The sequence below is a fragment of the Solwaraspora sp. WMMD792 genome (genome assembly GCF_029626105.1).
GTDB lineage: Bacteria > Actinomycetota > Actinomycetes > Mycobacteriales > Micromonosporaceae > Micromonospora_E.
The window spans coordinates 2,370,386-2,392,203 of record NZ_JARUBH010000009.1; the positions used below are offsets into that span (position 1 = coordinate 2,370,386).

23 protein-coding genes are annotated in these 21,818 nt (G+C 71.5%); 16 read left to right on the forward strand and 7 right to left on the reverse strand.

What is annotated here, in order from left to right:
• Positions 1 to 85 precede the first annotated feature (85 nt).
• From O7629_RS12285 to ptsP, 8 genes are all read left to right on the forward strand, one after another.
• A complete protein-coding gene (locus O7629_RS12285) occupies positions 86 to 847 on the forward strand; it encodes a DeoR/GlpR family DNA-binding transcription regulator (RefSeq protein WP_278169287.1) in 762 nt (253 codons plus the stop codon).
• Entirely contained in the window at positions 844 to 1,788 is a 945-nt protein-coding gene (gene pfkB, locus O7629_RS12290) for a 1-phosphofructokinase (RefSeq protein ID WP_278169289.1), read from the forward strand. Before O7629_RS12285 ends, pfkB begins: the two co-directional genes overlap by 4 nt.
• A gap of 68 nt (positions 1,789 to 1,856) precedes the next feature.
• Positions 1,857 to 3,029, forward strand: a complete 1,173-nt coding sequence (locus O7629_RS12295) for a PTS mannitol transporter subunit IICB (protein ID WP_278169290.1) — start codon at positions 1,857 to 1,859, stop codon at positions 3,027 to 3,029.
• 2 nt (positions 3,030 to 3,031) lie between these two features.
• Complete coding sequence (locus tag O7629_RS12300) at positions 3,032 to 3,340, forward strand: PTS lactose transporter subunit IIB (RefSeq protein ID WP_278169291.1); 309 nt, start codon at positions 3,032 to 3,034, stop codon at positions 3,338 to 3,340.
• The gene (locus O7629_RS12305; protein ID WP_278169292.1) at positions 3,333 to 3,800 is read left to right on the forward strand and encodes a PTS sugar transporter subunit IIA; all 468 of its coding nucleotides are present in this window, start codon (positions 3,333 to 3,335) and stop codon (positions 3,798 to 3,800) included. The genes O7629_RS12300 and O7629_RS12305 overlap by 8 nt, the downstream gene beginning before the upstream one ends.
• The gene (locus O7629_RS12310) at positions 3,797 to 4,837 is read left to right on the forward strand and encodes a zinc-dependent dehydrogenase (RefSeq protein WP_278169294.1); all 1,041 of its coding nucleotides are present in this window, start codon (positions 3,797 to 3,799) and stop codon (positions 4,835 to 4,837) included. The genes O7629_RS12305 and O7629_RS12310 overlap by 4 nt, the downstream gene beginning before the upstream one ends.
• 50 nt (positions 4,838 to 4,887) lie before the next feature.
• A complete protein-coding gene (locus O7629_RS12315) occupies positions 4,888 to 5,199 on the forward strand; it encodes an HPr family phosphocarrier protein (RefSeq protein WP_123601684.1) in 312 nt (103 codons plus the stop codon).
• Complete coding sequence (gene ptsP / locus O7629_RS12320) at positions 5,192 to 6,841, forward strand: phosphoenolpyruvate--protein phosphotransferase (protein ID WP_278169297.1); 1,650 nt, start codon at positions 5,192 to 5,194, stop codon at positions 6,839 to 6,841. The genes O7629_RS12315 and ptsP overlap by 8 nt, the downstream gene beginning before the upstream one ends.
• Before the next feature lie 45 nt (positions 6,842 to 6,886).
• Here ptsP and yidD read toward each other — a convergent pair whose 3' ends face one another.
• Positions 6,887 to 7,111 carry a membrane protein insertion efficiency factor YidD gene (yidD, locus tag O7629_RS33635; RefSeq protein WP_347403726.1) on the reverse strand — a complete coding sequence of 75 codons (225 nt, stop codon included), beginning with the start codon at positions 7,109 to 7,111 and terminating at the stop codon, positions 6,887 to 6,889.
• A gap of 258 nt (positions 7,112 to 7,369) precedes the next feature.
• Here yidD and O7629_RS12330 point away from each other — a divergent pair, with 258 nt between their 5' ends.
• Complete coding sequence (locus O7629_RS12330) at positions 7,370 to 8,116, forward strand: SDR family oxidoreductase (protein ID WP_278169301.1); 747 nt, start codon at positions 7,370 to 7,372, stop codon at positions 8,114 to 8,116.
• 106 nt (positions 8,117 to 8,222) lie between these two features.
• On the forward strand, positions 8,223 to 10,046 hold the full coding sequence (locus tag O7629_RS12335) for a metallophosphoesterase (protein ID WP_278169302.1): 1,824 nt from the start codon (positions 8,223 to 8,225) through the stop codon (positions 10,044 to 10,046).
• Between the two features lie 53 nt (positions 10,047 to 10,099).
• Here the strand turns inward: O7629_RS12335 and O7629_RS12340 are convergent, their stop codons facing one another.
• Positions 10,100 to 10,654: a snapalysin family zinc-dependent metalloprotease gene (locus O7629_RS12340; protein WP_278169303.1), complete on the reverse strand. Its 555-nt coding sequence runs from the start codon at positions 10,652 to 10,654 to the stop codon at positions 10,100 to 10,102.
• A gap of 221 nt (positions 10,655 to 10,875) precedes the next feature.
• Between O7629_RS12340 and O7629_RS12345 the strand changes: the two genes are divergently transcribed.
• From O7629_RS12345 to O7629_RS12355, 3 genes are all read left to right on the forward strand, one after another.
• The gene (locus O7629_RS12345; RefSeq protein WP_278169305.1) at positions 10,876 to 11,229 is read left to right on the forward strand and encodes a metalloregulator ArsR/SmtB family transcription factor; all 354 of its coding nucleotides are present in this window, start codon (positions 10,876 to 10,878) and stop codon (positions 11,227 to 11,229) included.
• A complete protein-coding gene (locus O7629_RS12350; RefSeq protein ID WP_278169306.1) occupies positions 11,226 to 12,872 on the forward strand; it encodes a SulP family inorganic anion transporter in 1,647 nt (548 codons plus the stop codon). The genes O7629_RS12345 and O7629_RS12350 overlap by 4 nt, the downstream gene beginning before the upstream one ends.
• A gap of 331 nt (positions 12,873 to 13,203) precedes the next feature.
• Positions 13,204 to 13,416: a hypothetical protein gene (locus O7629_RS12355; protein WP_278169308.1), complete on the forward strand. Its 213-nt coding sequence runs from the start codon at positions 13,204 to 13,206 to the stop codon at positions 13,414 to 13,416.
• A gap of 46 nt (positions 13,417 to 13,462) precedes the next feature.
• On the opposite strand, the gene O7629_RS12360 is transcribed toward O7629_RS12355, so the two are convergent.
• Genes O7629_RS12360 through O7629_RS12380 form a run of 5 tightly spaced genes read right to left on the reverse strand, consistent with a single transcriptional unit; the run spans position 13,463 to position 19,137 of the window.
• Positions 13,463 to 14,305, reverse strand: coding sequence for a carbohydrate ABC transporter permease (locus tag O7629_RS12360; protein WP_278169309.1), 843 nt, complete (start codon positions 14,303 to 14,305; stop codon positions 13,463 to 13,465).
• The gene (locus tag O7629_RS12365; protein WP_278169310.1) at positions 14,295 to 15,212 is read right to left on the reverse strand and encodes a sugar ABC transporter permease; all 918 of its coding nucleotides are present in this window, start codon (positions 15,210 to 15,212) and stop codon (positions 14,295 to 14,297) included. Before O7629_RS12365 ends, O7629_RS12360 begins: the two co-directional genes overlap by 11 nt.
• Complete coding sequence (locus tag O7629_RS12370; RefSeq protein WP_278169312.1) at positions 15,212 to 16,471, reverse strand: sugar ABC transporter substrate-binding protein; 1,260 nt, start codon at positions 16,469 to 16,471, stop codon at positions 15,212 to 15,214. Before O7629_RS12370 ends, O7629_RS12365 begins: the two co-directional genes overlap by 1 nt.
• A 33-nt stretch (positions 16,472 to 16,504) precedes the next feature.
• Complete coding sequence (locus tag O7629_RS12375) at positions 16,505 to 18,109, reverse strand: FAD-dependent oxidoreductase (protein WP_278169314.1); 1,605 nt, start codon at positions 18,107 to 18,109, stop codon at positions 16,505 to 16,507.
• On the reverse strand, positions 18,106 to 19,137 hold the full coding sequence (locus tag O7629_RS12380) for a LacI family DNA-binding transcriptional regulator (protein WP_278169316.1): 1,032 nt from the start codon (positions 19,135 to 19,137) through the stop codon (positions 18,106 to 18,108). Before O7629_RS12380 ends, O7629_RS12375 begins: the two co-directional genes overlap by 4 nt.
• 296 nt (positions 19,138 to 19,433) lie before the next feature.
• Here O7629_RS12380 and O7629_RS12385 point away from each other — a divergent pair, with 296 nt between their 5' ends.
• The 3 genes from O7629_RS12385 (at position 19,434) to O7629_RS12395 (ending at position 21,814) form a co-directional block, all read left to right on the forward strand.
• Positions 19,434 to 20,489, forward strand: a complete 1,056-nt coding sequence (locus O7629_RS12385) for a hypothetical protein (protein WP_278169318.1) — start codon at positions 19,434 to 19,436, stop codon at positions 20,487 to 20,489.
• Between the two features lie 255 nt (positions 20,490 to 20,744).
• Entirely contained in the window at positions 20,745 to 21,212 is a 468-nt protein-coding gene (locus O7629_RS12390) for an XRE family transcriptional regulator (RefSeq protein ID WP_278169319.1), read from the forward strand.
• Between the two features lie 47 nt (positions 21,213 to 21,259).
• Positions 21,260 to 21,814 (forward strand): hypothetical protein, encoded by a 555-nt coding sequence (locus tag O7629_RS12395; RefSeq protein ID WP_278169321.1) that lies wholly within the window; start codon positions 21,260 to 21,262, stop codon positions 21,812 to 21,814.
• Positions 21,815 to 21,818 lie beyond the last annotated feature (4 nt).

A 21,818-nucleotide genomic window follows, 5' to 3' on the forward strand; every position in this document is an offset into this window, starting at 1 on the left:
CCAAATTCGTTCGCCGCCCCTCTTGACATCCCACAAGCTCGGGCGTAAACAAACCTGAAGCAAAACGAAACGGCGGTGAAACCACATGTACGCCGAGGAACGGCAGCAGGAGATCGTCCGGCTGGCCCGGGCCGACGGGCGGGTCGACGTGACCGCGCTCGCCGAGTCACTCAACGTGACCGCCGAGACGATCCGGCGCGATCTCACCACCCTCGAGCGGGCCGGCGTACTGCGTCGGGTGCACGGCGGTGCGATCCCGGTCGAACGGATCGGCTTCGAGCCCGCGCTCGCCACCCGGGACGCGGTGCTGACCACCGAGAAGGAACGGATCGCCAAGGCCGCGCTGGCCGAGCTGCCCCACGAGGGCGCGATCATCCTGGACGCCGGCACCACCACCGCCCGGCTGGCCGCGATCCTGCCGGCCGACCGGGAACTCACGGTCGTGATCAACTCGCCGGCGCTGGCCACCGTCCTCGGTGCCCGCAGCAACCTCAACGTCCTGCTGCTGGGCGGCCGGGTACGCGGTCGCACGATGGCCACCGTCGACGACTGGGCGCTTCGTCCACTCGCCGACGTGTACGTCGACGTGGCCTTCATCGGCACCAACGGCTGTTCCGTCGAGCGTGGTCTGACCACACCGGACCCGGCCGAGGCGGCGGTCAAGCGGGCCATGATCGGCGCCGCCCGCCGGTCGGTCGTGCTGGCCGACCACACCAAGATCGGCAACGACTACCTGGCCCGGTTCGGCCGGCTCGCCGACATCGACACGCTGATCACCGACAACGGCCTCAACGCGGACCTCGTCGCCGAGGTAGAAGCGGCCGGGCCACGGGTGGTACGGGCATGATCCTCACCCTCACCCTCAACCCCAGTCTGGACCGCGCCGTCGAGATCGACGACCTGGTCCGCGGCGAGGTCATCCGGGCCACCGGTGCCCGCCTGGACCCCGGTGGCAAAGGCGTCAACGTGTCCCGGGCGCTGCTCGCCAACGGCGTACCGTCGGTCGCCGTGCTGCCCTGCGGCGGCGACGAGGGCGGTCAACTCGTCCGGCTGCTGGCCGCCGAGGGGGTCGAGGTGGTCGCCGTGCCGATCGCCGGGCGGACCCGGTCCAACATCACCCTCGCCGAGCCGGACGGCACCGTCACCAAGGTCAACGAGCCCGGGCCGACCCTGAGCCGGGAGGAGTTCGACGCGATCACCGCCCGGCTGCTGGACACCGCGCACCAGGCCGACTGGGTGGTGGTCTGCGGCAGTCTGCCACCGGGACTGCCGGTGGACGGGTTCACCGCGCTGTGCCGGCAGTTGCTCGACGCCGGGCTCCGGCTCGCCGTCGACACCAGCGGCCCACCGCTGCGGGCCGCCGCCGAGGCCGGAGCCGATTTGGTCAAACCCAACCGGGAGGAGCTGGCCGAGGCCGTCGGGCGGCCGCTGGACGGCCTCGGCGACGTGGTCCACGCCGCCCGACAGGTCCGCGCCTGGGGTGCCGGCACCGTGCTGGCCAGCCTCGGGGCGCAGGGTGCCGTGCTGGTCGACGCCGACGGGGTGCGCACCGGCGACTCCCCCGTCGACCAGCCGCGCAGCACGGTCGGCGCCGGTGACGCGCTGCTCGCCGGTTTCCTCGCCGCAGGTGCCAGCGGGCCGGACGCCCTCGCCGAAGGGCTGGCCTGGGGGGCGGCGGCGGTCAGCCTGCCGGGCAGCCGGATGCCGGGGCCGGCCGACCTGCGCCGGCACACCGTACGACTGCACCCCCGACCGGATGACCTGCAACAACTCGTCACCCAAGGATGACCCGTCACCTCGATACCCCAGACCGATCGCCTACTCCCTACCCCCGCACATAGAAGGAGCAGCAGACCATGGCCACCGACTACACACCCCAGGTGCAGGGCACCGGGGTAAAGGCCACGATCCAGAGAATCGGCGGCTACCTCGCCGGCATGGTGATGCCCAACATCGGCGCGTTCATCGCCTGGGGTCTGATCACCGCGCTGTTCATCCCCACCGGATGGATCCCCAACGCGACCCTGGCCGAACTCGTCGACCCGATGATCCTGACGCTGCTGCCGGTCCTGATCGGCTACACCGGTGGCCGGCTGGTGCACGGCCAGCGCGGCGCGGTGGTCGGCGCGGTCGCCACGGTCGGCATCATCGTCGGCGCCGACATCCCCATGTTCCTCGGTGCGATGATCATCGGCCCGCTGACCGCGTACCTGCTGAAGCTCTTCGACGGCCTGATCGAGGACAAGATCCCGGCCGGCTTCGAAATGTTGATCAACAACTTCTCCGCCGGCATCATCGGCGGTGGTATGGCGCTGGTCGGCACCTGGGTGATCGGCCCGGTGGTGCAGACCGTCACCGACGCCGCCGGATCCGCGGTGGACTGGATGGTCAATCACAGCCTGCTGCCGTTCGTGTCGATCCTGGTCGAGCCGGCCAAGGTGCTGTTCCTCAACAACGCGATCAACCACGGCGTGTTCGGTCCGCTGGGCGTCGCCGAGGCGGCCACCGACGGCGACTCGATCCTGTTCATGATCGAGTCGAACCCCGGCCCGGGTCTCGGCCTGTTGGTCGCCTTCCTGCTGTTCGGCCCCCGGCTGCTGCGCGCCAGCACCCCGGCAGCGATCATCATCCACTTCCTCGGCGGCATCCACGAGATCTACTTCCCGTACGTGCTGATGAAGCCGCGGCTGATCCTCGCCATGATCGCCGGCGGCGCGGCCGGTGTGTGGACCTTCATGGTCACCGGTGCCGGTCTGGTCGCCACCCCGTCGCCGGGCAGCATCTTCGCCTACTTCGCGGTCACTCCCCGGGGCGGCTGGTTCGGCGTCCTGCTCGGCGTGATCATCTCCGCGGCGGTCTCCTTCGCGGTCGCCTCGGTGCTGCTCGGCTTCGGCCGCGGCGAGGGCAAGGAACCGGTCGAGGAGAACACCGGCCCGCAGGCCGTCACCACGGACACGCCCGCCGGTGCGCACGCGTACCACGCCACCCCGACCGCCGGTACCCACCGGCCGACCGCCACGGAGGCATGACGATGGCCACCATCGACGCCCAGAGCATCCGCAAGGTCGTCGTCGCCTGCGACGCCGGCATGGGCAGCAGCGTCATGCTCGCCAGCCAACTGCGCAAGCAGCTCAAGAAGCAGCAGGTGACCGTCGAGCACACCCCGGTCAACTCCATTCCGGCCGACGCCGACGTCATTGTCTGCCACCAAGGGCTGGCCGACCGGGCCCGCGTCAGCGCACCCGGCAAGGTGGTCGTCCCGGTGCAGATCTTCCTCGGCGACCCGGCCGTCGCCCGGCTGGTGGCCGCAGTGCAGCAGGGCGGCCAACTCGATGGCTGAACCGCAATCGGACCCCGGCGCTCTGCTCGAGCGCCGGGCCGTCCGGCTGACCGAACAGGCCGGCGACCGGGTCGCCGCCGTGCGCCGCTGCGGCGAAGTGCTGGTCGAGCTCGGTGCGGTCACCGAGGAGTACATCGCCGCGATGCTGCAGCGCGAGCAGTCCATCTCCACCTACGTCGGGGAAGGTGTGGCGATCCCGCACGGCACCCTGGCCGGCAAGGAAGCGGTACGCCGCGACGCGCTCGCCGTGCTGCGCTTCCCCGACGGGGTGGACTGGGCCGGATCCCCGGTCACCGTCTGCGTGGCGATCGCGGCGCGCGGCGACGGCCACGTGGAGCTGCTCGCCGCCCTCGCCCAGATCCTGCTCGACCCGGAACAGGCCCGCGAGTTGCGGGAGGCCACCGAGATCGACGACGTGCTCCGGCTGCTCGCGCCGGTAGGAGAGGAGAGCTCCACATGAAGGTCGTCCGGTTCCACTCCCCCGGCGACGTCCGGATCGAGGAGGCACCGCAGCCGCAGCCCGGCCCCGGCGACGTGTTGATCCGCGTCCGGGCCTGTTCGACCTGCGGCACCGACGTCAAGATCCGCAACTACGGTCATCACCACATCGCCCCGCCCCGGGTGATGGGCCACGAGATCGCCGGCGAGGTCGTCGAGGTCGGCGCCGAGGTCACCGGGTGGCAGGCTGGCGACCGGGTCCAGGTGATCGCGGCCATCCCGTGCGGCACCTGCGGCGAGTGCCGGCGCGGCCGGATGACGGTCTGCCCCAACCAGGAGTCGATGGGCTACCACTACGACGGTGGGTTCGCCGAGCACATGGTGGTCCCGGCCAAGGTGCTCGCCGTCGACGGGCTCAACCGCATCCCGGACGGGGTCAGCTACGCCGAGGCGTCGGTGGCCGAGCCGCTCGCCTGCGTACTCAACGGGCAGAACCTGGCCCGGGTCGGCCCGGGCGACGACGTCGTCATCATGGGCTCCGGCCCGATCGGCTGCCTGCACGTACGGCTGGCCCGCTCGCGCGGCGCCGCCCGGGTCTTCCTGGTCGACGTCAACCGGGAGCGGCTCGACCTGGCCGCCGCGCTGGTGCATCCCGACGCCACCGTCTGCGGTGCCGAAACCGACGTGATCGACGAGATCAAGAAGTTGACCGACGGACGCGGCGCCGACGTGGTGATCACCGCGACCGCCGCCGGTGTCGCCCAGGAACAGGCGTTGCAGATGACCGCCCGGCAGGGCCGGATCAGCTTCTTCGGCGGTCTACCCAAGGACAAGCCGGTCATCGCCTGCGACTCCAACCTGGTGCACTACCGGGAGCTGACCATCGTCGGCGCCAACGGCTCCAGCCCGTCGCACAACGCCGAGGCGCTCGCCCTGATCGCCAGCGGCGCGGTACCGGTCGCCGATCTGATCACTCACCGGCTGCCGTTGGACCGGGCCCTCGACGCCTTCGACGTGGTCGCCCGGGGCGAAGCCATCAAAGTCACCATCGAGCCCTGACCCAGGAATCCATCGAGCCCTGACCCCCACCAGGGACAAAGGAGGCAGCCATGCCTACCCGTACCGTCACCGTCGGCTCCGCCAGCGGACTGCACGCCCGGCCCGCCGCGTTGTTCGTCGCCGCCGCCGCCACCGCGCCGGTGCCGGTGATGATCAGCACCGCCGGTCGGCCGGCGGTGCCGGCCCGCAGCATGCTCTCGGTGCTCTCCCTCGGCGCGAAGCAGGGTACCGAGGTGACCCTGGAAGCCGACGGTGACGGCGCCGACGCCGCGCTCGACGAGCTTGCCGCGTTGCTCGCCCGCGACCTCGACGCCGAGCCCGGCGGTGACGGCGCCGGTGCCACGGCGGCCGGTCGTGGCTGAGCTGCACACCGGGCTCGGCGTCAGCACCGGGCTGGCCGCCGGCCCGGTGCACCGGGTGGCCGAGGCGCCCCGGCTGCCCGCGCCGGTGCCGGTCGACGACTCGGCCGCCGAGGCGGACCGGGCGGTCGCCGCCCTGGTGGCGGTCGCCACCGAGCTGGGCCGGCGGGCCGGCACCGCGACCGACCCGACGGCGGCGGAGATCCTGCGGGCGCAGGTGATGATGGCCGAGGACCCGGTGCTGCACGAGGCGGCACGGGCCCGCGTGGCCGCCGGTGCCGACGCGCCGCACGCCATCGACGCCGCGCTCGCCGAGCACCGGGCGGCGTTCGCGGCCGCCGGCGGGTACCTCGCCGAACGGGTCGCCGACCTGGACGACCTGCGCGACCGTGCGGTCGCGGTCTGCCTGGGCGAACCGATGCCCGGCGTGCCCGACCTGGGCGTGCCGTTCATCCTCAGCGCCCGGGACCTGGCCCCGGCCGACACCGCCGGGCTCGACCCGGCCCGGGTGCTCGCCCTGGTCACCGCAGCCGGCGGGCCGACCAGCCACACCACCATCGTGGCCCGGGCGCTCGGGTTGCCGGCGGTCGTACGGTGCCCAGGCATTCTCGACGTACCGGACGGCACCCTGGTCACAGTGGACGGCACCACCGGCGACGTCACCGCCGGTGTCGACGACGACACCGTCGCCGAGACCCGCCGGCGGGAACAGCAACGCCGGGCGGAACTGGCGGCGACCAGCGGCCCGGGACGCACCGCCGACGGACATCCGGTGACCCTGCTGGCCAACGTCGGCTCCGCCGCCGACCTCGTCGACGACGTGGAAGGCGTCGGCCTGTTCCGCACCGAACTGCTCTACCTGGACCGCGCCGAGCCGCCCGGTCACGACGAGCAGGTCACCGCGTACGCGAAGGTGTTCACCGCCGCCGGTGACCGCAAGGTGGTGCTGCGGACCCTGGACGCCGGCGCGGACAAACCGTTGCCGTTCCTGCACGCCGGCGAAGAGCCGAACCCGGCGCTCGGCGTACGCGGGCTGCGGACCGCCCGGCGCCGCCCCGAGGTACTGCGCACCCAGCTCGACGCGATCGCACAGGCCGCTGGGGCCACCGGCACCGAGGTGTGGGTGATGGCACCGATGGTGACCACGCCGGCGGAGGCGGCCGAGTTCGCCGAGCTGGCCCGCGCGGTCGGGCTACCCACAGTGGGCGTGATGGTGGAGGTCCCGGCGGCCGCGCTGCGGGCCGAGGCGCTGCTGCGGCACGTCGACTTCCTCAGTATCGGGACCAACGATCTGAGCCAGTACGCGTTCGCCGCCGACCGCCTCTGCGGCGACCTGGCCGACCTGCTCGACCCGTGGCAGCCGGTCCTGCTGGAGCTGATCGCCGCCTGCGCGCGGGCCGGTGCGGCCGCCGGCAAACCGGTCGGGGTCTGCGGTGAGGCGGCCGCCGACCCGGCCCTGGCCGTAGTGCTGACCGGGCTCGGGGTGTCCAGCCTGTCGATGTCGGCCCGGTCGGTGCCGGCGGTGCGGGCCGCGCTCGCCGCGCACACCCTGGAGGACTGTCAGCGGCTGGCCCGGGCCGCGCTGGCCGCGCCGGACGCGGCGGCCGCCCGCGCGGCGGCCTCGGTCGGCCCGGCCGCCGGCTGACCCGCTGGCCGGCGGCACCGTTCAGCTGGCCGGTCCTACGCGGCGTCACCGGGTGCCGTGCGGCACCGGATCGACGGTGCCGTACGGCACGTCGGGGCGGCAGCGGCGCAGCCGGGCGGCGGCCAGCCGGCCGCCGATACCGAGGCCGTGGGTGCGCACCGCAGCCAGGCCGTACGCACTGCAGGTGGGCGTGAACCGGCAACGGCCCGGCCAGTACGGCGACAGCCAGCGCCGGTAGCCGCGGATGGCCGTCTCCCCCGCCCGGTCCAGCAGGGGTGCCCGGGTGGCGGTCGCCGCCAGCGCGCCGACGGTCAACAGGGTCGAGAACAGTCCCAGGTCGCAGCAGTCGCAGCCATCCCAGCAGCCGTCGACACTGCGGGAGCGGGCCGACCTGCGCCGCTGGCGGCGGTTCTCCCGGGCGTTCGCCCAGCGTTTCAGGACCATGCTGTTGATCATCGACGACGCAGGCAACAGCGACGCGAGACGGTCGTCGTTGACGTGGCAGTGGACCGGCCGCAGGATCAGCTCATGAATCGGACGATCCTGGTTACCGGGGCCCGACGCGGCATCGGCGCGGCCCTCGCGACCGGTCTCGCCGCGCCGGGGACGACCCTGGTGCTGCACCACCTGGCCGCCGCCGACGAGGCGGAGGCCGTCGCCGGACGGTGCCGGGCGGCCGGCGCGCACGCCCGGATCGTCGAGGCGGACCTGTCGGTCCCCGCCGAGGTGCTGGCCCTGGCCGAGGCGGCCGGACCGGTCGACGTACTGGTCAACAACGCGGCGCGGGCGTCCAATGTCTGGATCGACGAGTTGCCGCTGGCCGAATGGGAGGCGACGTTCGCGGTCAACGTCACCGCCCCGATGCTGCTCAGCCAGGCGTTAGCGGCGGGGATGCGGGACCGTGGCGGCGGCCGGATCATCAACGTCACCTCGGCCACGGTCCGCCTGGGCGGCCCGTCCGGGCCGTCGTACGTGTCGAGCAAGGCGGCGCTGGTCGGTCTCACCCGTTCGCTGGCCCGCGCGTTCGGGCCCGACGGCACGACGGTCAACGCGATCTCGCCGGGCGCGATCCGTACCGAGGGCGAACGGGAACTCGCCGGGAACGCCCCGGTCGACGAGGCCGCGGTTGACGCCGCGATCCTGCACCGGCAGGCGGTGCAGCGCCGACTCGACCCTGACGACATCGTCTCCACCGTCCGCTTCCTGGCCAGCCCTCACTCCGGTGCGGTCACCGGTCAGGTGATCGAGGTCGGTGGCGGGCTGGTACACCGCTGACCCGCCGGGTACGGGCGTTCATCCGCTGGTCAGCCTCCCTCGACGGTGCTGTTCACCTGTGCCGGCGATGCTCCGGCTCGTCTGATCCCCGCAGCGTGGAGGCATCGTGTCCAGACCGATCTGGCAGTTCACCGCGATCGTCGCGGTCCTGACCCTACTGATGGGCGCGGCGGCGCCGTCCGGGGCGAGCGCCGGCACCGGCGCCGACCCGGTCCTGCTCACCGAACCGTTCCTGCAGTCCCCGGCGAAGAACTCCGTCCGGGTCGTCTGGTTGACCGAGTTCGCCGGTCGGCACCACGTCGTGGTGGTCGGCCACCGGGCCGGCGAGCTCAACCGGGCCGAGCTGCGGGCCGCCGCCACCGGCGGCAAGATCCGGGGGGTACGGGTGTTCCGGGCCCGGACCGGCGAGTTGTCCCGGGTGGCGGAGGACACCGCCTCGCAGATCCCGGACCCGCCGACGCAGATCACCCGGCGGCACATCTGGCGGCACGAGGCGACCGTACGCGGGCTCGGCGTGGGCAGCCGGACGCCGTACCGGGTGGTGTCGATCGAGCGTGGCGCGCTGGTCGCTTCCGACACGTACACCCTGGCGCCGGCCGCCGCCCCCGGCCAGGCGCAGCAGATCCTGCTGACCAGCGACCACCAGTCGATGCCGAACACCCCGGCGAATTTGCAGAAGGCGGTCGAAACGGTCGGCCGGATCGACGCGGTGTTCCTCGCCGGCGACCTGGTGAACGTCCCGGACCGGGCCTCGGAGTGGTTCGACGACCAGCGCGGCGGGGCGTTCTTCCCGGCGCTGCAGGGGCGGGCGTCGCGGACGGTCAACGGGGTCACCTGGACCGGCGGTGAGATCCTGCAGCACGCGCCGATCTTCCCGGCGATCGGCAACCACGAGGTGCAGGGCCGCAGCGGCCTGCCGACGCTGAACGAGTCGTTCAACGCACCGGTGCCGCGTGAGGTGGCCGAGGCGGCGTACCGCAAGGTCGCCCGGCAGGTGAACCCCCGGAACAACCGCAAGATCAAGGAACGCTGGATCCTGGAGAACTCGTTCAACACCGAGACCTACGAGGAGATCTTCTCCCTGCCGACCAGCGGACCCGGCGGGGAGCGCTGGTACGCGACGACCGTCGGTGACGTCCGGCTGATCTCGCTGTACGCCACCCGGATCTGGCGGGGCACCGGCATCGCCGCCGACCCGGCGAACTGGCAGCGGACCCGGTACACCGAGGCTCCGGCGACCACCGACGACCTGCTCGCCCAGGGCTGGGGTTCGCACATCTTCGAGAAGATCGGCATCGGCAGCCGGCAGTACCGGTGGTTGCAGCGTGAGGTGGCCAGCCGGCAGTTCCGGGACGCGAAGTACACGGTAGTGATGCTGCACGAGGGCCCACACGGGCTGGGCGACAACGTCAACCCGCCGTTCACCGACCCGGTGCGCACCGAGGAGACCGACGCCGCCGGCAACACACTGGTCCGGTACGACTACCCGCGCGCGGACAACGTGCTGACCCGCGACGTCGCCCCGCTGCTGGAGTCCGCCGGGGTGGACCTGGTGCTCAACGGTCACTCACACCTGTGGAACCGGTTCACCGCCGCCTCCGGCACCCACTACCTGGAGACTTCCAACGTGGGCAACTCGTACGGCGCGTTCCACCCGCTGTCGGGCCGGTCCCGGCCGGTCCCGCCGGCGCCGTGGAATCCGGACAACTACCTGGCCCAGGGCAACCCGGGCGGGCTGGAGCCGCAGGTGCCGACGGTCGCGCCGCTCACCGACCCGGCCGGTACGCCGTTGCCGTTCGTGCAGAGCAACGACTACTCGGTGTTCAGCGTCCTGGACACCGGCACCGGCGAGGTGACCAGCTACCGCTACGACATGCGTACCCCGGATGTTGCGCCGGTCGTGCTGGACCGGTTCCCGCTCGGCGCCTGATCGGCGACGGTCCCGCTACCGGCCGGGCCGGTGGCGGGACCGCAGGTCGTCGTTCAGTTGCCGGCCCAGACGTAGGACCGGCCGGCGGTGGAGGCGTCGGTGACCGTCGCGGCGGCGCGGGCGAACAGTTGGTCGACCCGGGCCGCCTCGGCGGCACTCGGGTAGGCGTTGCGGCAGGACACCGGCGCGCTGCTGCCGGACATCAGGTCGGAGCACAGCCCGGTACGCCGGTCCGGCAGCCCGAGGATGTGTCCCCACTCGTGGGTGGCGATCCGGGTCCGGTCGTAGCCCTGGTCCACCGCCTGGGTACCCATGTAGATGCGGCCGGCGCCCAGCCGGGTGACGTACGCCCGGGGCCAGCCGCTGTCGACGTAGATCACGACCGACGCCGGGCTGCCCGGCTGCAGCCGGACGTTGTCCACGCTGCTGTTCCAGATCTGCGCGGCCTGGGCGAAGTTGGTCGCGAACTGGCCGGCGCGGCTGGCGTCGTAGTAGATCGTGGTCATCGCGGCCGAGGCCGGCGCGGTGGCCACGACCTGGACACCGATCAGCGAGAGGATGGCGGTGACCGTCGCGAGGATCGCCCGGACGGTGCCTTGTCTCGGCATGGCATGGCTCCTTGGGAACGGGCCGCGATACCGGTTGGTATCGACTGGTATCGCTCACCGTAGGCCAACTTAATCGATACACACCTATCCCATTTCACTCATAGCGCGACCCGCTGCTTGAGCCTCGCGGCGCACCCGGCAGGCCGGACCCGACGTGACGACTCGCACAGCACGGACCCCCGGCAGCGGATGATGACTTGAAGAAGTCTTCAATTGCACACATGCCAGTACCGCTGTACCAGAAGAAGGCCGAGTTCTTCCGGATGCTCGGCCACCCGGTGCGGATCCGGGTGCTCGAACTACTCGGCGAGCGCCCCCGCCAGGTCCGCGAACTGCTCGCCGAGATCGACGTCGAGGCGTCGAACCTGTCCCAACAGCTCGCGGTGCTGCGCCGGGCCGGGATCGTGGTCTCCAGCCGGGACGGCTCCGCCGTCACCTACGCCCTGGCCGGGCCGGACGTCGCGGACCTGATGCGGGCGGCCCGGCGAATCCTCACCGAGATGCTGGTCGACCAGACCGAGTTGCTGGCCGAACTGCGGGACGCGTCGGCCCACGCCCCGTCGAGGCGCGGATGAGCGCCGTGGCCGGGGCGCGCCGGCTGCTGCCGCAGGCCGCCGATTGGCGGGCGGTCCGCCGGCAACCGGGCCGGGACCTGCTCGCCGGACTCACCGTGGCAGTCGTGGCCCTGCCACTCGCCCTCGGCTTCGGTGTCGCCTCCGGCCTGGGCGCCGCCGCCGGGCTGATCACCGCTGTCGTCGCCGGTGCCCTCGCGGCGGTCTTCGGCGGGTCGAACCTGCAGGTCTCCGGACCCACCGGGGCCATGACGGTGGTGCTGGTGCCGATCGTGGCGCAGTTCGGTCCGGGCGGGGTGCTCACCGTCGGGCTACTGGCCGGGCTGATCCTGATCGTGCTGGCCTTGGCCAGAGCCGGACAGGCTGTCCGCTACCTTCCGGCCCCGGTGATCGAGGGCTTCACTGCCGGCATCGCCGGGGTGATCCTGCTGCAGCAGATTCCGGCCGCGCTCGGCGTGGACGTCCACGGCGAACGGGTGCTGACGCTGGCCGGGCAGGCGGTGGCGGCGTTCGTCAGGCAACCACAGTGGCCGTCCCTGCTGATCGCCCTCACCGTGGCCGCCGCGATGCTGGCCGGCGCACGGTGGCGCCCCACCGTGCCGTTCTCCCTGCTCGCGGTCGCGGTGGTGACCCTCGCGACAGTCCTGTCCAGGCTACCGGTGGCGACCATCGGCGCCTTGCCGGCCACCCTGCCCGCGCCGTCGCTGGCGTTCCTGGACCCGGCGGCGGTGCCAGCGCTGGCCAGTGCCGCGATCGCGGTCGCCGCGCTGGCCGCGTTGGAGAGCCTGCTGTCGGCCACCGTCGCGGACGGCATGTCGGTCGGGCAACGACACGATCCGGACCGGGAACTGTTCGGCCAGGGCGTGGCCAACCTGGTCACGCCGCTGTTCGGCGGCGTGCCGGCCACCGCGGCGATCGCCCGGACGGCGGTCAACGTCCGGGCCGGGGCCGGCTCCCGGTTGGCCGCGCTGTCGCACGCGCTCATCCTCGCCCTGATCCTGCTGGTGGCGGCCCCGCTGGTCAGCCACATACCGCTGGCCGCGCTGGCCGGGGTGCTGATCGCCACCGCCATCCGGATGGTCGAGGTGAGCGCGCTGGCCGCGCTGGCCCGCGCCTCGCGATCCGACGGGCTGGTGATGGCGCTCACCGCGGCGACCACCGTACTGCTGGACCTGGTCACCGCGGTGCTGGTGGGCCTGGTCGTGGCCGGCGGGCTGGCGCTGCGCAGGATCGCCCAGGCGGTACGGCTGGACCGGGTGCCGCTGGACACCGGCGACCACCACGCCGAGGAGCAGGCGCTACTGGCCGAGCACATCGTCGCGTACCGACTGGACGGGCCGTTGTTCTTCGCCGCCGCGCACCGGTTCCTGCTGGAGCTTTCCGAGGTCGCCGACGTCCGGGTGGTGATCCTGCGGATGTCCCGCGTGTCCACCATCGACGCCTCCGGCGCGTTGGTGCTGCGCGACGTGGTGCAGCGGCTGGAGCGGCGGGGCATCACCGTCTACCTGTCCGGGATCCGGGACGGACACCACAAGGCGCTCACCGCGTACGGGCTGCTGCCCCGGCTGAGCGGACTCGACCGGATCTTCCGCGACACGCCGGAGGCCATCGCCGCCGCCCGGCAGATCATCGGGGCGGACCGATAGCTCCGCATGACAGTCGGGCCGGTCGCGCAGTTGGGAGCCGGGTGTCCGCTGCGTGATCAGGCGGCTTCCGCGCGGAGACCGGTAAGCATCCAGACACGTACATTACCTCGGAAAAGCGAAATGCACGTGCAGCGGCACGTGCGGATGCAGTTGCATCCGATCGCCCGCGCATGCATGATTCCCCTATGTCGACCTCACGCTCACAACACGTGACGATCCATGATCAACGACAGGGCCTTCGGGCCGACCTCGCTGACCGTCTTGGGGCGTACTGGTGATCAGCCAACAGCCTGACGGCCCTCGCGTGCAGCACTCCATAGGCTCACCCGTAGTGGCACTGCTGCTGGGAATCGAGCTACTTCTGGTCGGGTTCTCCATCGGTGCCGTCCTGTTGGATCAGACAGCGCTCGCCGCCATGGCTGGTACAGCGTCGATCACCCTGGCCGGCGACATCGTCCGCCGGATATTGTCCGCAGCGCCTGAACGAGATGGTCGTGCGGGTCACCCGGAATCGGCAGAGGTGGCCACTCCACCAGAACCGTGACCGGGCTCAAGATCCCTCGGGGACTGGCCGTTGAGCCCGGTGGGGACTAACCCTTGAGGCCGGTGTGTGCCAGGCCCTCGATGAACTGCCGCTGGGCGATGACGAAAACGATGAGCACCGGGATCGCGGTCAGCGACGCCGCCGACAGCTGCACGTTCCACATCGGCCCGCCGTACGCGTCGACGAACTGGGTCAACGCCTGCGGCAGGGTGAACTTCTCCGGGGTGGACAGGAACACGATCGGCTCCAGGTAGAGGTTCCAGCTGTGCAGGAAGGTGAAGATCGCCACCGCACCCAGCGCCGGGCGGGCCAACGGCAGCGCGATCCGCCAGAAGGTGGCGAACCGGCCGAGCCCGTCGACCCGGGCCGCCTCCTCCAACTCGCCGGGCAGCGCGATGAAGAACTGCCGCATGATGAAGGTGGCCAGCACGCTCGGTGCGCCGAAGATCGGCACCAGGATCAGCGGCCAGTGGGTGTCGATCAGGCCCAACCGGTTGAACATCTGGAACAGCGGGACGATCGTCACCTCGCTGGGGATCAGCAGGCCGAGCAGCACCAGCAGGAACAGCGCGTGCTGGCCCCGGAACCGGATCCGGGCGAACGCGTAGCCGGCCAGCGACGACACAGCCAGGGTGCCGACGGTGACCACGGCGGCGATGTAGGCGCTGTTCCAGTACTGCCGGGCGAACGGCTGCAGGGTGAACACGTCACGGTAGGCGGCGAAGCTGATGTCGGTCGGCCACAGCGCCGGCGGAAAGGCGAAGATCTGGCTCACCGGCTTCACCGACGAGGTGACCATCCACCAGGTGGGGAAGACGAACGGCACGGCGAGGACCAGCAGTACGCCGTACAGGGCGAGCTTCGCCCGCGGCGAGAGGCTACTGCTCATGGAACACCCATCTCCTACGCATCTGCCACTGCACCACGGTCAGGACCAGCACGATGCCGAACAGCAGCACCGACAGGGTCGCCCCGTAGCCGAAGTGATGGAACTGGAACGCCTGCTGGTAGAGGTAGTAGACGAGGACCGTGGTCGAGTTGCCCGGCCCGCCCTGGGTGAGCACCGCGATCTGCGCGAACACCTGCAACGACCCGACCACCGTGATGATCGAGGTGAGCAGGATGGTCGGGCTGATCAGCGGTACGGTGATCCGCCGGAACCGGGTCCACTGACTGGCGCCGTCGACCCGGGCGGCCTCGTACAGTTCGCCCGGCACGCCCTGCAGCGCGGCCAGAAACAGCACCATGTTGAGTCCGACGTTCTTGACCACCTGCACGACGATCACCGCGATCATCGCGGTGGCCTCGCCGCGCAGCCAGTTGGGCCCGTCGACGCCGATCGTGTCGAGCACGCCGTTGACGCCGCCGTCGGCCTGCAGCAGGAACCGCCAGACGATGGTCCAGGCGACCAGTGACACCACCACCGGCGAAAAGAACAGCGTCCGGAACACGACGGTGCCGCGCAGCCGTTGGTTGAGCAGCACCGCGAGCAGTAGCGCCAGGCTCAGATTGACCAGCACCAGGCCGACCGAGAACAGCACGGTCGCCCGCAGCACGCCGGGCAGGCCGGGGTCGTCGGCGAGCTGCCGGTAGTTGGCCGCTCCGGTGAACTCGAACGTGCCGGCCAGCACGTTCCACTCGTGCAGGCTGTACCAGCCGACCAGGCCCAACGGCACCAGCACGAACAGCGCGGTGCCGATCAACTGCGGGGTGACGAACAGGTAGCCGGCCGCCTGGTCCCGACGCCGGGTGGTCCACCAGGCGGGCCGGGCCACCGCCGTCGACCGGGCCGGCATCACCCGGCCAGCAATGGTTCGATCGCCGTGCAGACCCCGGCGAGGACGCCGGCCACGTCCGCGTCGGCCTGCCACAGCGGGTCGAGCGCGGAGCGGACCGCCTGGTTGATCTCGGCGCTGTCGGTGTGGCTGGGCTTGACCACGCCGTCCGCGATGCCGTCGATGACGACCTGCTGCAGCTGCTGCGGGGTGAGCAGCGGGTTGGTCTGCGCCAGGGTGTCGGCGGTCAGCAGCGACTGCCGGGGCGGCGGGAAGAACTGCGCCAACTTGGCCGAGTTCTCCGGGTTGGTCAGGAAGCCCAGGAAGTCGGCGGCGACCTCAGGGTGGGGACCGCGCTGCAGCGCCGCGACCCCGGCCTGGCCGATCACCGCGTACTCGCCGGCCGGGCCGGCGGGCAACGGCAGCAGATCCCAGTCGAATCCGTCGTCCTCCAGCAGCGAGGCGCGGGAGATCTGGGTGACGGTCAGCGCGGCCTCGCCAGCGAAGAAGTCCGCGCTGGTACCCGGACCGGGCAGCGCGCCGGCGGTGAAGATCGCCTCGTGCAGGAAGGTCATCGCGTCGACCATCGCCGGGTCGGTGAAGCCGCACTCGCGCCCGTCGTCACTCCAGGCCTCGGCGCCCCAGCCGGTCCACAGCGTCGACAGGTTGTCCCAGCCCTGGTAGTCGAAGTCCCGGATGACCAGGCCGGCGCGGTCGGTGGCCGAGTTGACCGCGGCGGCGGTGTCGATCGCGTTGGCCCAGGTCCATTCCCCCGCCGCGAGCTGCGCGGCCGGGTCGGGCCGGCCGGCCTCGGCGATCAGGTCGCGGTTGACGAACACGCCGAACGGCGACGTCGAGAACGGGTACGCATAAAGGGTGTCCCCGTCGCGCCACAGCGCGGTAGCCGAGTCGACCAGGTCGTCGGCGTCGGTCACCACCTCGTCGAGCGGGGCGAGCGCGCCGGAGGTAACGAAGTCCGGTGCCGAGCTCTCGAAGATCCAGGCCAGGTCCGGCGGGTTCCCGCCGGCGATCTGCGTGGTCAGCGTGGTGGTGTAGCTCTCGAACGGCAGCGGGTCGAAACTGATCTCGGCGACGTCGGGATGGTCGGCCAGGTAGGCGTCGGCGATCTCGTCGAAGAGGGCGAGGTGCGCCTCGTTGGCCGACCAGATCGTCATCCGCAGCGACACCGGCCCGTCGGAGCTGTCGGTGTCACCGCCACCGCAGGCGGCGACGCCGAGCAGGCTGGCCGCCAGGGCCGCGGTCGCTATCCGGTTCCTCATGTCGTGGGGTCCTTCCTCAGGTGACGGGTGAGGTCAGTAGCCGGTCACGTCCGGCCAGCGCCGTTCGACACCGGCGGCGTCCAGCTGGGCGGAGAAGTCGGCGAGCAGGTCGGTGTCGGCGCGCACCGTGTGGGGCTCGACCCGCCGGTCCAGGCAGTACGCGGCGAGGGCGCCGGCGACCTCGCCGACGTTCCACTCGACCGGGTGCAGCCGGTACGCGCCGTTGGTGATGTGCGTGGTGCCGATGTTCTTGCCGGCCGGTAGCAGGTTGCGCATCCGCTGCGGGAGCAGCGCGCCGAGCGGGATCTCGAAGGGACACGCGGCGACGTCGACGTAGTTGTCACCGCCGGTGGAGGGGTGCAGGTCGATGCGGTACATGCCGACACCGACCGGGTCGGGGTAGCGCACCGCGCCCTTGTCGCCACGTACCGCCAGCGACAGATCCTGTTCGACGACGGTGTACTCGGCCCGGATCCGGCGGGACTCCCGGATGTAGGGGGCCTGGGCGAGGCCGTCGGTGCCGCCGGTGACGTCGCCGCGCAGCCGCAGCCCGGGGAAGCCGGTGCCGCCGTCGGGGCGGGGTGCCTCGGTCTGCAGCCAGTAGAGCACGCTGCGGGACAGCTCCCGGGCGGCGGCGAGGTGGTGCGCCGGGTCGGGCACGTCGATCACCGGCGACTCGAAGTAGTCGATCATCGGCCAGTTGACCAGGCAGATGTCGCTGGCGTACGCCCCGGGGCGGAACATCCGACGCGCCGCGATCCGCCGGAACGTCCACAGGTTGCCGTCGCCAGGGCTGAGCCGCTGGTCGGCGACGACGGCGAGCGGGTCGTCGTCGGGGTTCGGGGTGAAGCTGCGCTGCCCGATCTGCAGGGTACGGGGGTTGGGTGAGCGCCACGACAGCATCCGGTCGCCCCAGAACGGCGGCTGGTAGTCGCGCCAGAACCCGTACCGGGCCGGCCGGTCGACAGTATGGTCGCCGTCGACGTGGTCGATGGCGAAGCACACCGACACGGCCTGCATGTTGGTGGGGTCGGCCACGTCCGGGGCGCTGGGTTCGCCGGTGTCGGCCCGCGACTCGAAGCCGGTGACGTACTCGGTTCCGGTCAGTGGCAGCAGTTCACCGGTCTCCGTCGCGTCCAGCACGTACGGCGCGGTCAGGGTGATCTCGCCGCCACCGTCGCGGTGTGCGACGGTGACCGCGGTGACCCGGTCGCCGTCGGTGTCGGCGGCCACCGGTCGGTACGGCTGCAGTACCCGCAGCTGTCCGGATCCCCGGTACGGCGCCAGCATCGCCTCGATGACCGCGACGGCCACCCGGGGCTCGTGGCAGAGCCGGCTGACGTGACCCCCGCCAGGGTTCAGTTCGGGGTGGGCACGGGCCGCCTCGGTCAGCGGGTAGTGCCGCCGGTAGTAGGCCCGGATGCCGTCGCGCAGCGCGCGGTAGCTGGCGGTGACCCCGAACCGTTCCACCCAGGAGTGCTCGTCCGGCGGGACGGCCTGACTGGTCAGCTGCCCGCCGAGCCAGTCGTGTTCCTCGGTGAGCAGCACCGTCCGGCCGGCGCGCAGCGCACCGAGCGCGGCGGCGACCCCGCCGAGTCCGCCGCCGACGACCAGGATGTCGCAGCCGTGTTCCGTCACTGTGCCGGGTTCCTTCCGGTTGGCGGCGCCAGGGTGGTGCCGGGTACCTCTTCGCAGGGCAGCAGCCGCTGCACCGGCCCGGAACCGCCGGAACCGCCGATCAGTCCGGTAAGGACCTCGACGGCCTGCCAGCCCATCTGCTGGCGGGGAATCCGGAAGCCGGTGAAGTCCAGGTCGGTGCTGGCCGGGCGGGTCGGGTCGCCGAGAGCGACGATGGACAGATCACCCGGAACGTCCAGACCGCGGTGCCGGGCCTGGGCGGCGATCGCGACGCCGTCGGCGTACTCCTCGACGAAGACCGCGGTGGACGTGCCGGCCATGACCGTGTCGAGCACGGCGCCCGGGTCGCGGCCGGCGGTCTGCTCGTGCCGCCATTCGGCACCGGCGGCGACGGCGGCGGCGCGGAAACCACGCATCCGGTCGGCGTGCGATTCCGGCCCCTCCCCCTGTCCCAGGTAGGTCAACCGGCGGTGGCCCATCGCAACGGCACGTCGGACGAGCCCGGCGGTGGCCGCGGGGTAGTCGGCGCCGACACACGGCACCGGGCCGCCGGCGTCGTCGCGGCGGCCGACGGAGACGAACGGCGGCCCGTCGGCCAGCAACCTGGTCAGTTCGGCTCGGTCGAGCTGGCGGCCGAGCAGGATGGCACCGTCGGCCAGCCGCAGCCGGTTGTCCTGGTGGAGCAGCCGACGGCGCCCGTCGACGACCGGCGCGCTGGTGAGCAGCAGCAGATCACAACCGAGGTGCTCGGCGCTCTGTTCGATGCCGAGCAGAAACAGGTGGTAGAAGTCGCCCGTACTACTGGGGAAGACCGGCTCGGAGGTGAACACACCGAGGATTCGGTTGTGCCGGTCGGCGAGCCGGCGGGCGACCGGATCGGCGACGTAGCCGGTAGCGCGGATGGCGGCGAGTACCCGCTCGCGGGTCTCCGGGGCGATGCGCACGTCGGCGTCGGCCCGGCCGTTGAGGACCAGGGACACCGTCGCCTGGCTGACGCCGGTCATCCGGGCGATGTCCTGCTGGGTCACCCGCCTACGGGATCCGGTCACGTTGAGTACCCGTCCATTCTCTGCTAATACGCATTAGCGGCTGTCGTGGGTCACAGCCTGGACCCTGCCAGGCACTCACGTCAACCCCTGATGAATAGATCGTCGAGTATCGAAGTTGCGGTGATAATTCGTATTAGCTCCTTGACGCCACACCGTAGGCCACACCAGACTCAAGCCACCCGAGGGCCCGGCCGGCCGTCCCGCCTCACCTGACTGCCAGTAACGACGCCATGGACTCCCCCGGTCCACGGCCCACGTGTCGGAAAGGCCACCCCATGCGTCCGCACCCTCACCGGCAAGCCTCGCCCGGGTCGACACCACCAGACCTGGGCGGCATCGACCGCCGCCGGCTGCTACGCGGCGCGAGCCTGCTCGGCGCCGCGACCCTGTCCGGTGGCGTCGGCGCGCTCGCCGCCACCGCCGGACCCGCGGTCGCCGCGCCCGCCGGATTCCCCAGCTACTCCTATCTCGGACAGCCGCTGGACCACGCCAACCTGCGCTACAACCCGACCGGTGAGCTGATCTTCCCCTGCGTACGGGGGGTGTACGACCGGATCAGCGGCGGACTGGCCCGGTACTACCTCTACTACGCCCCGCACGACAGGCCCGGCGGGATCTGCCTGGCCTACGGCAACTCACTCGCCGGCCCGTTCACCGAGTACGCCGGCAACCCGATCGTCCGGCGCGACTGGTCACCGCACTACTCGGTCGAGCACGTCTCGTCACCGCACGTGCTGTGGAACACCGCGACCCGGCAGTTCTACCTCTACTTCCACGGCGACAACGACACCACCCGGCTGGCGATCTCGAACGACGGCGTGCACTTCACCTACTACGGGGTGGTGCTGTCCACGGCGATGGTCCCGAACATCACCGAGTCGTCGTACGCCCGGGTCTTCGAGCACAGCATTCCCGCCCTGGGCAGCCGGTACGTCATGGTCTACATGGGATACCACCAGGTCCGACCGGGCTACCGGAAGATCTTCTGGGGCTGGTCGGCCGACGGCCGCAGATGGCAGTTCGACCCGCAGCCGCTGATCAGCCCGGCCGGCGACGGCGAGAGCGACCTGAGCGGCGCGCACCTGCTGCACCGCAACGGCACCACGTACGTGGTGTACCACGGCGGGTCCGGCCGGATGTACCTGACCGAGGTGGGCAACAACTTCGACCGGGAGATCCACCTCGGGGTGTTCCACGCACCGTTGACCGGCGCACCCGACAACCGCCGATCGGCGGCGCCAGCGTTCGGCACCGACCGCGGCCGGTGGTACATGTTCTACGAAGCCGGCCAGCGGGGCAGCACCAGGATCGCGGTGGCCCGGGCGATGTGACAGCCGTCCAGGGCGACCGCTGGCTGGTGGGGTGAGGGGCGCCCCCGTTCCGCGCCCCTCACCGCACCAGCGGCATCGAGGTCGGCCACTCCAACGGGTTGGTCAACCTCAAGTCGTGATCGTATACTGACTCGGCGTATGGTCGTCAACCGATATTAACCGACAGCGCCAACGTGGCTAATCTTAGCTGTAGTTCCCAACCAGATCTTAGCTGTAGTTCCCCAGATCTCAGCTGCACATCCGACGGAGGTAGCCGTGACGGGCGGCACCACCCCCCCTGGCGGATCGGGATCCAGCCTGGCCGACAAGCTCAACCTGCTCTTCGAGACGGTCCGGCCGGCCCGCCGCGACCCGTACACCTCACGGGAGGTGGCCGACGCCATCCGGGACCGGGGCGGCTCCATCTCCGACGTGTACATCTGGCAGCTGCGCACCGGGCGGCGGACCAACCCGACCAAGGAGCATCTGGAGGCGCTCGCTGACTTCTTCGACGTGGACCCGGCGTACTTCTTCGACCGGCGCCGCTCCGGCGAGATCGAGCGGGACCTGCATGCGCTGCAGGCGATGCGCAACCTCAAGGTACGCGCGGTGGCGACCCGGCTGAGCGCGCTGCCCGAGGCGCAACTCGACGCGGTCGGCGACATCCTCGACCGGGTGGTCCAGGCGCTGGAGAACCGTCACGCCGAGGGCGGCCACGGCGCCGACGGACGGCAGAACCTGTGATCGTCATGCAGTGGCGACGGACGGACCAAGCTGAGGGAAGCACGGACATGAAGTCATCCCCGCTGCGCCGGACCTGCCGCGACCGGCTGCGTCAGCTCGAGGAACAGGGCCTGCGGATGCCCCGGCCGTTCGACGCGCCACAACTGTGCCAGCGGGTCGGTGCGGTGCTCGGCCAGCGGATCACCCTGGTCGGCGTACCGATGCCCGCCGGTGCGCCGTTCGGGCTGACCTTCTTCACCGACGCGGGTCACGTCGTCGCCTACGAGGAACGCACCAGCCGGGTGCACCGGGACCACATCATCGCCCACGAGATCGGCCACATCCTGCTCGGCCACCGCGCCCTCGCCCTCGACGACCAGCAGGCCAGCCAGCTGCTGATGCCGGCGCTGCGCCCCACCCTGGTGCACCGGGTACTCGCCCGCACCGGGGTGTACAGCCGGGGCGAGGAGCAGGAAGCCGAGATGATGGCGACCATCCTGCTGGAGGCCGCCGCCCGCGAGACCGACCTCGGATCGGCACCCGCCCGCGACGATGCCGGGCCGGTCACCGACGCCGCGCTGGAGGCCCGGCTGCGGCACGGGCTCGAACCACCGCCCCGGTGAGCGC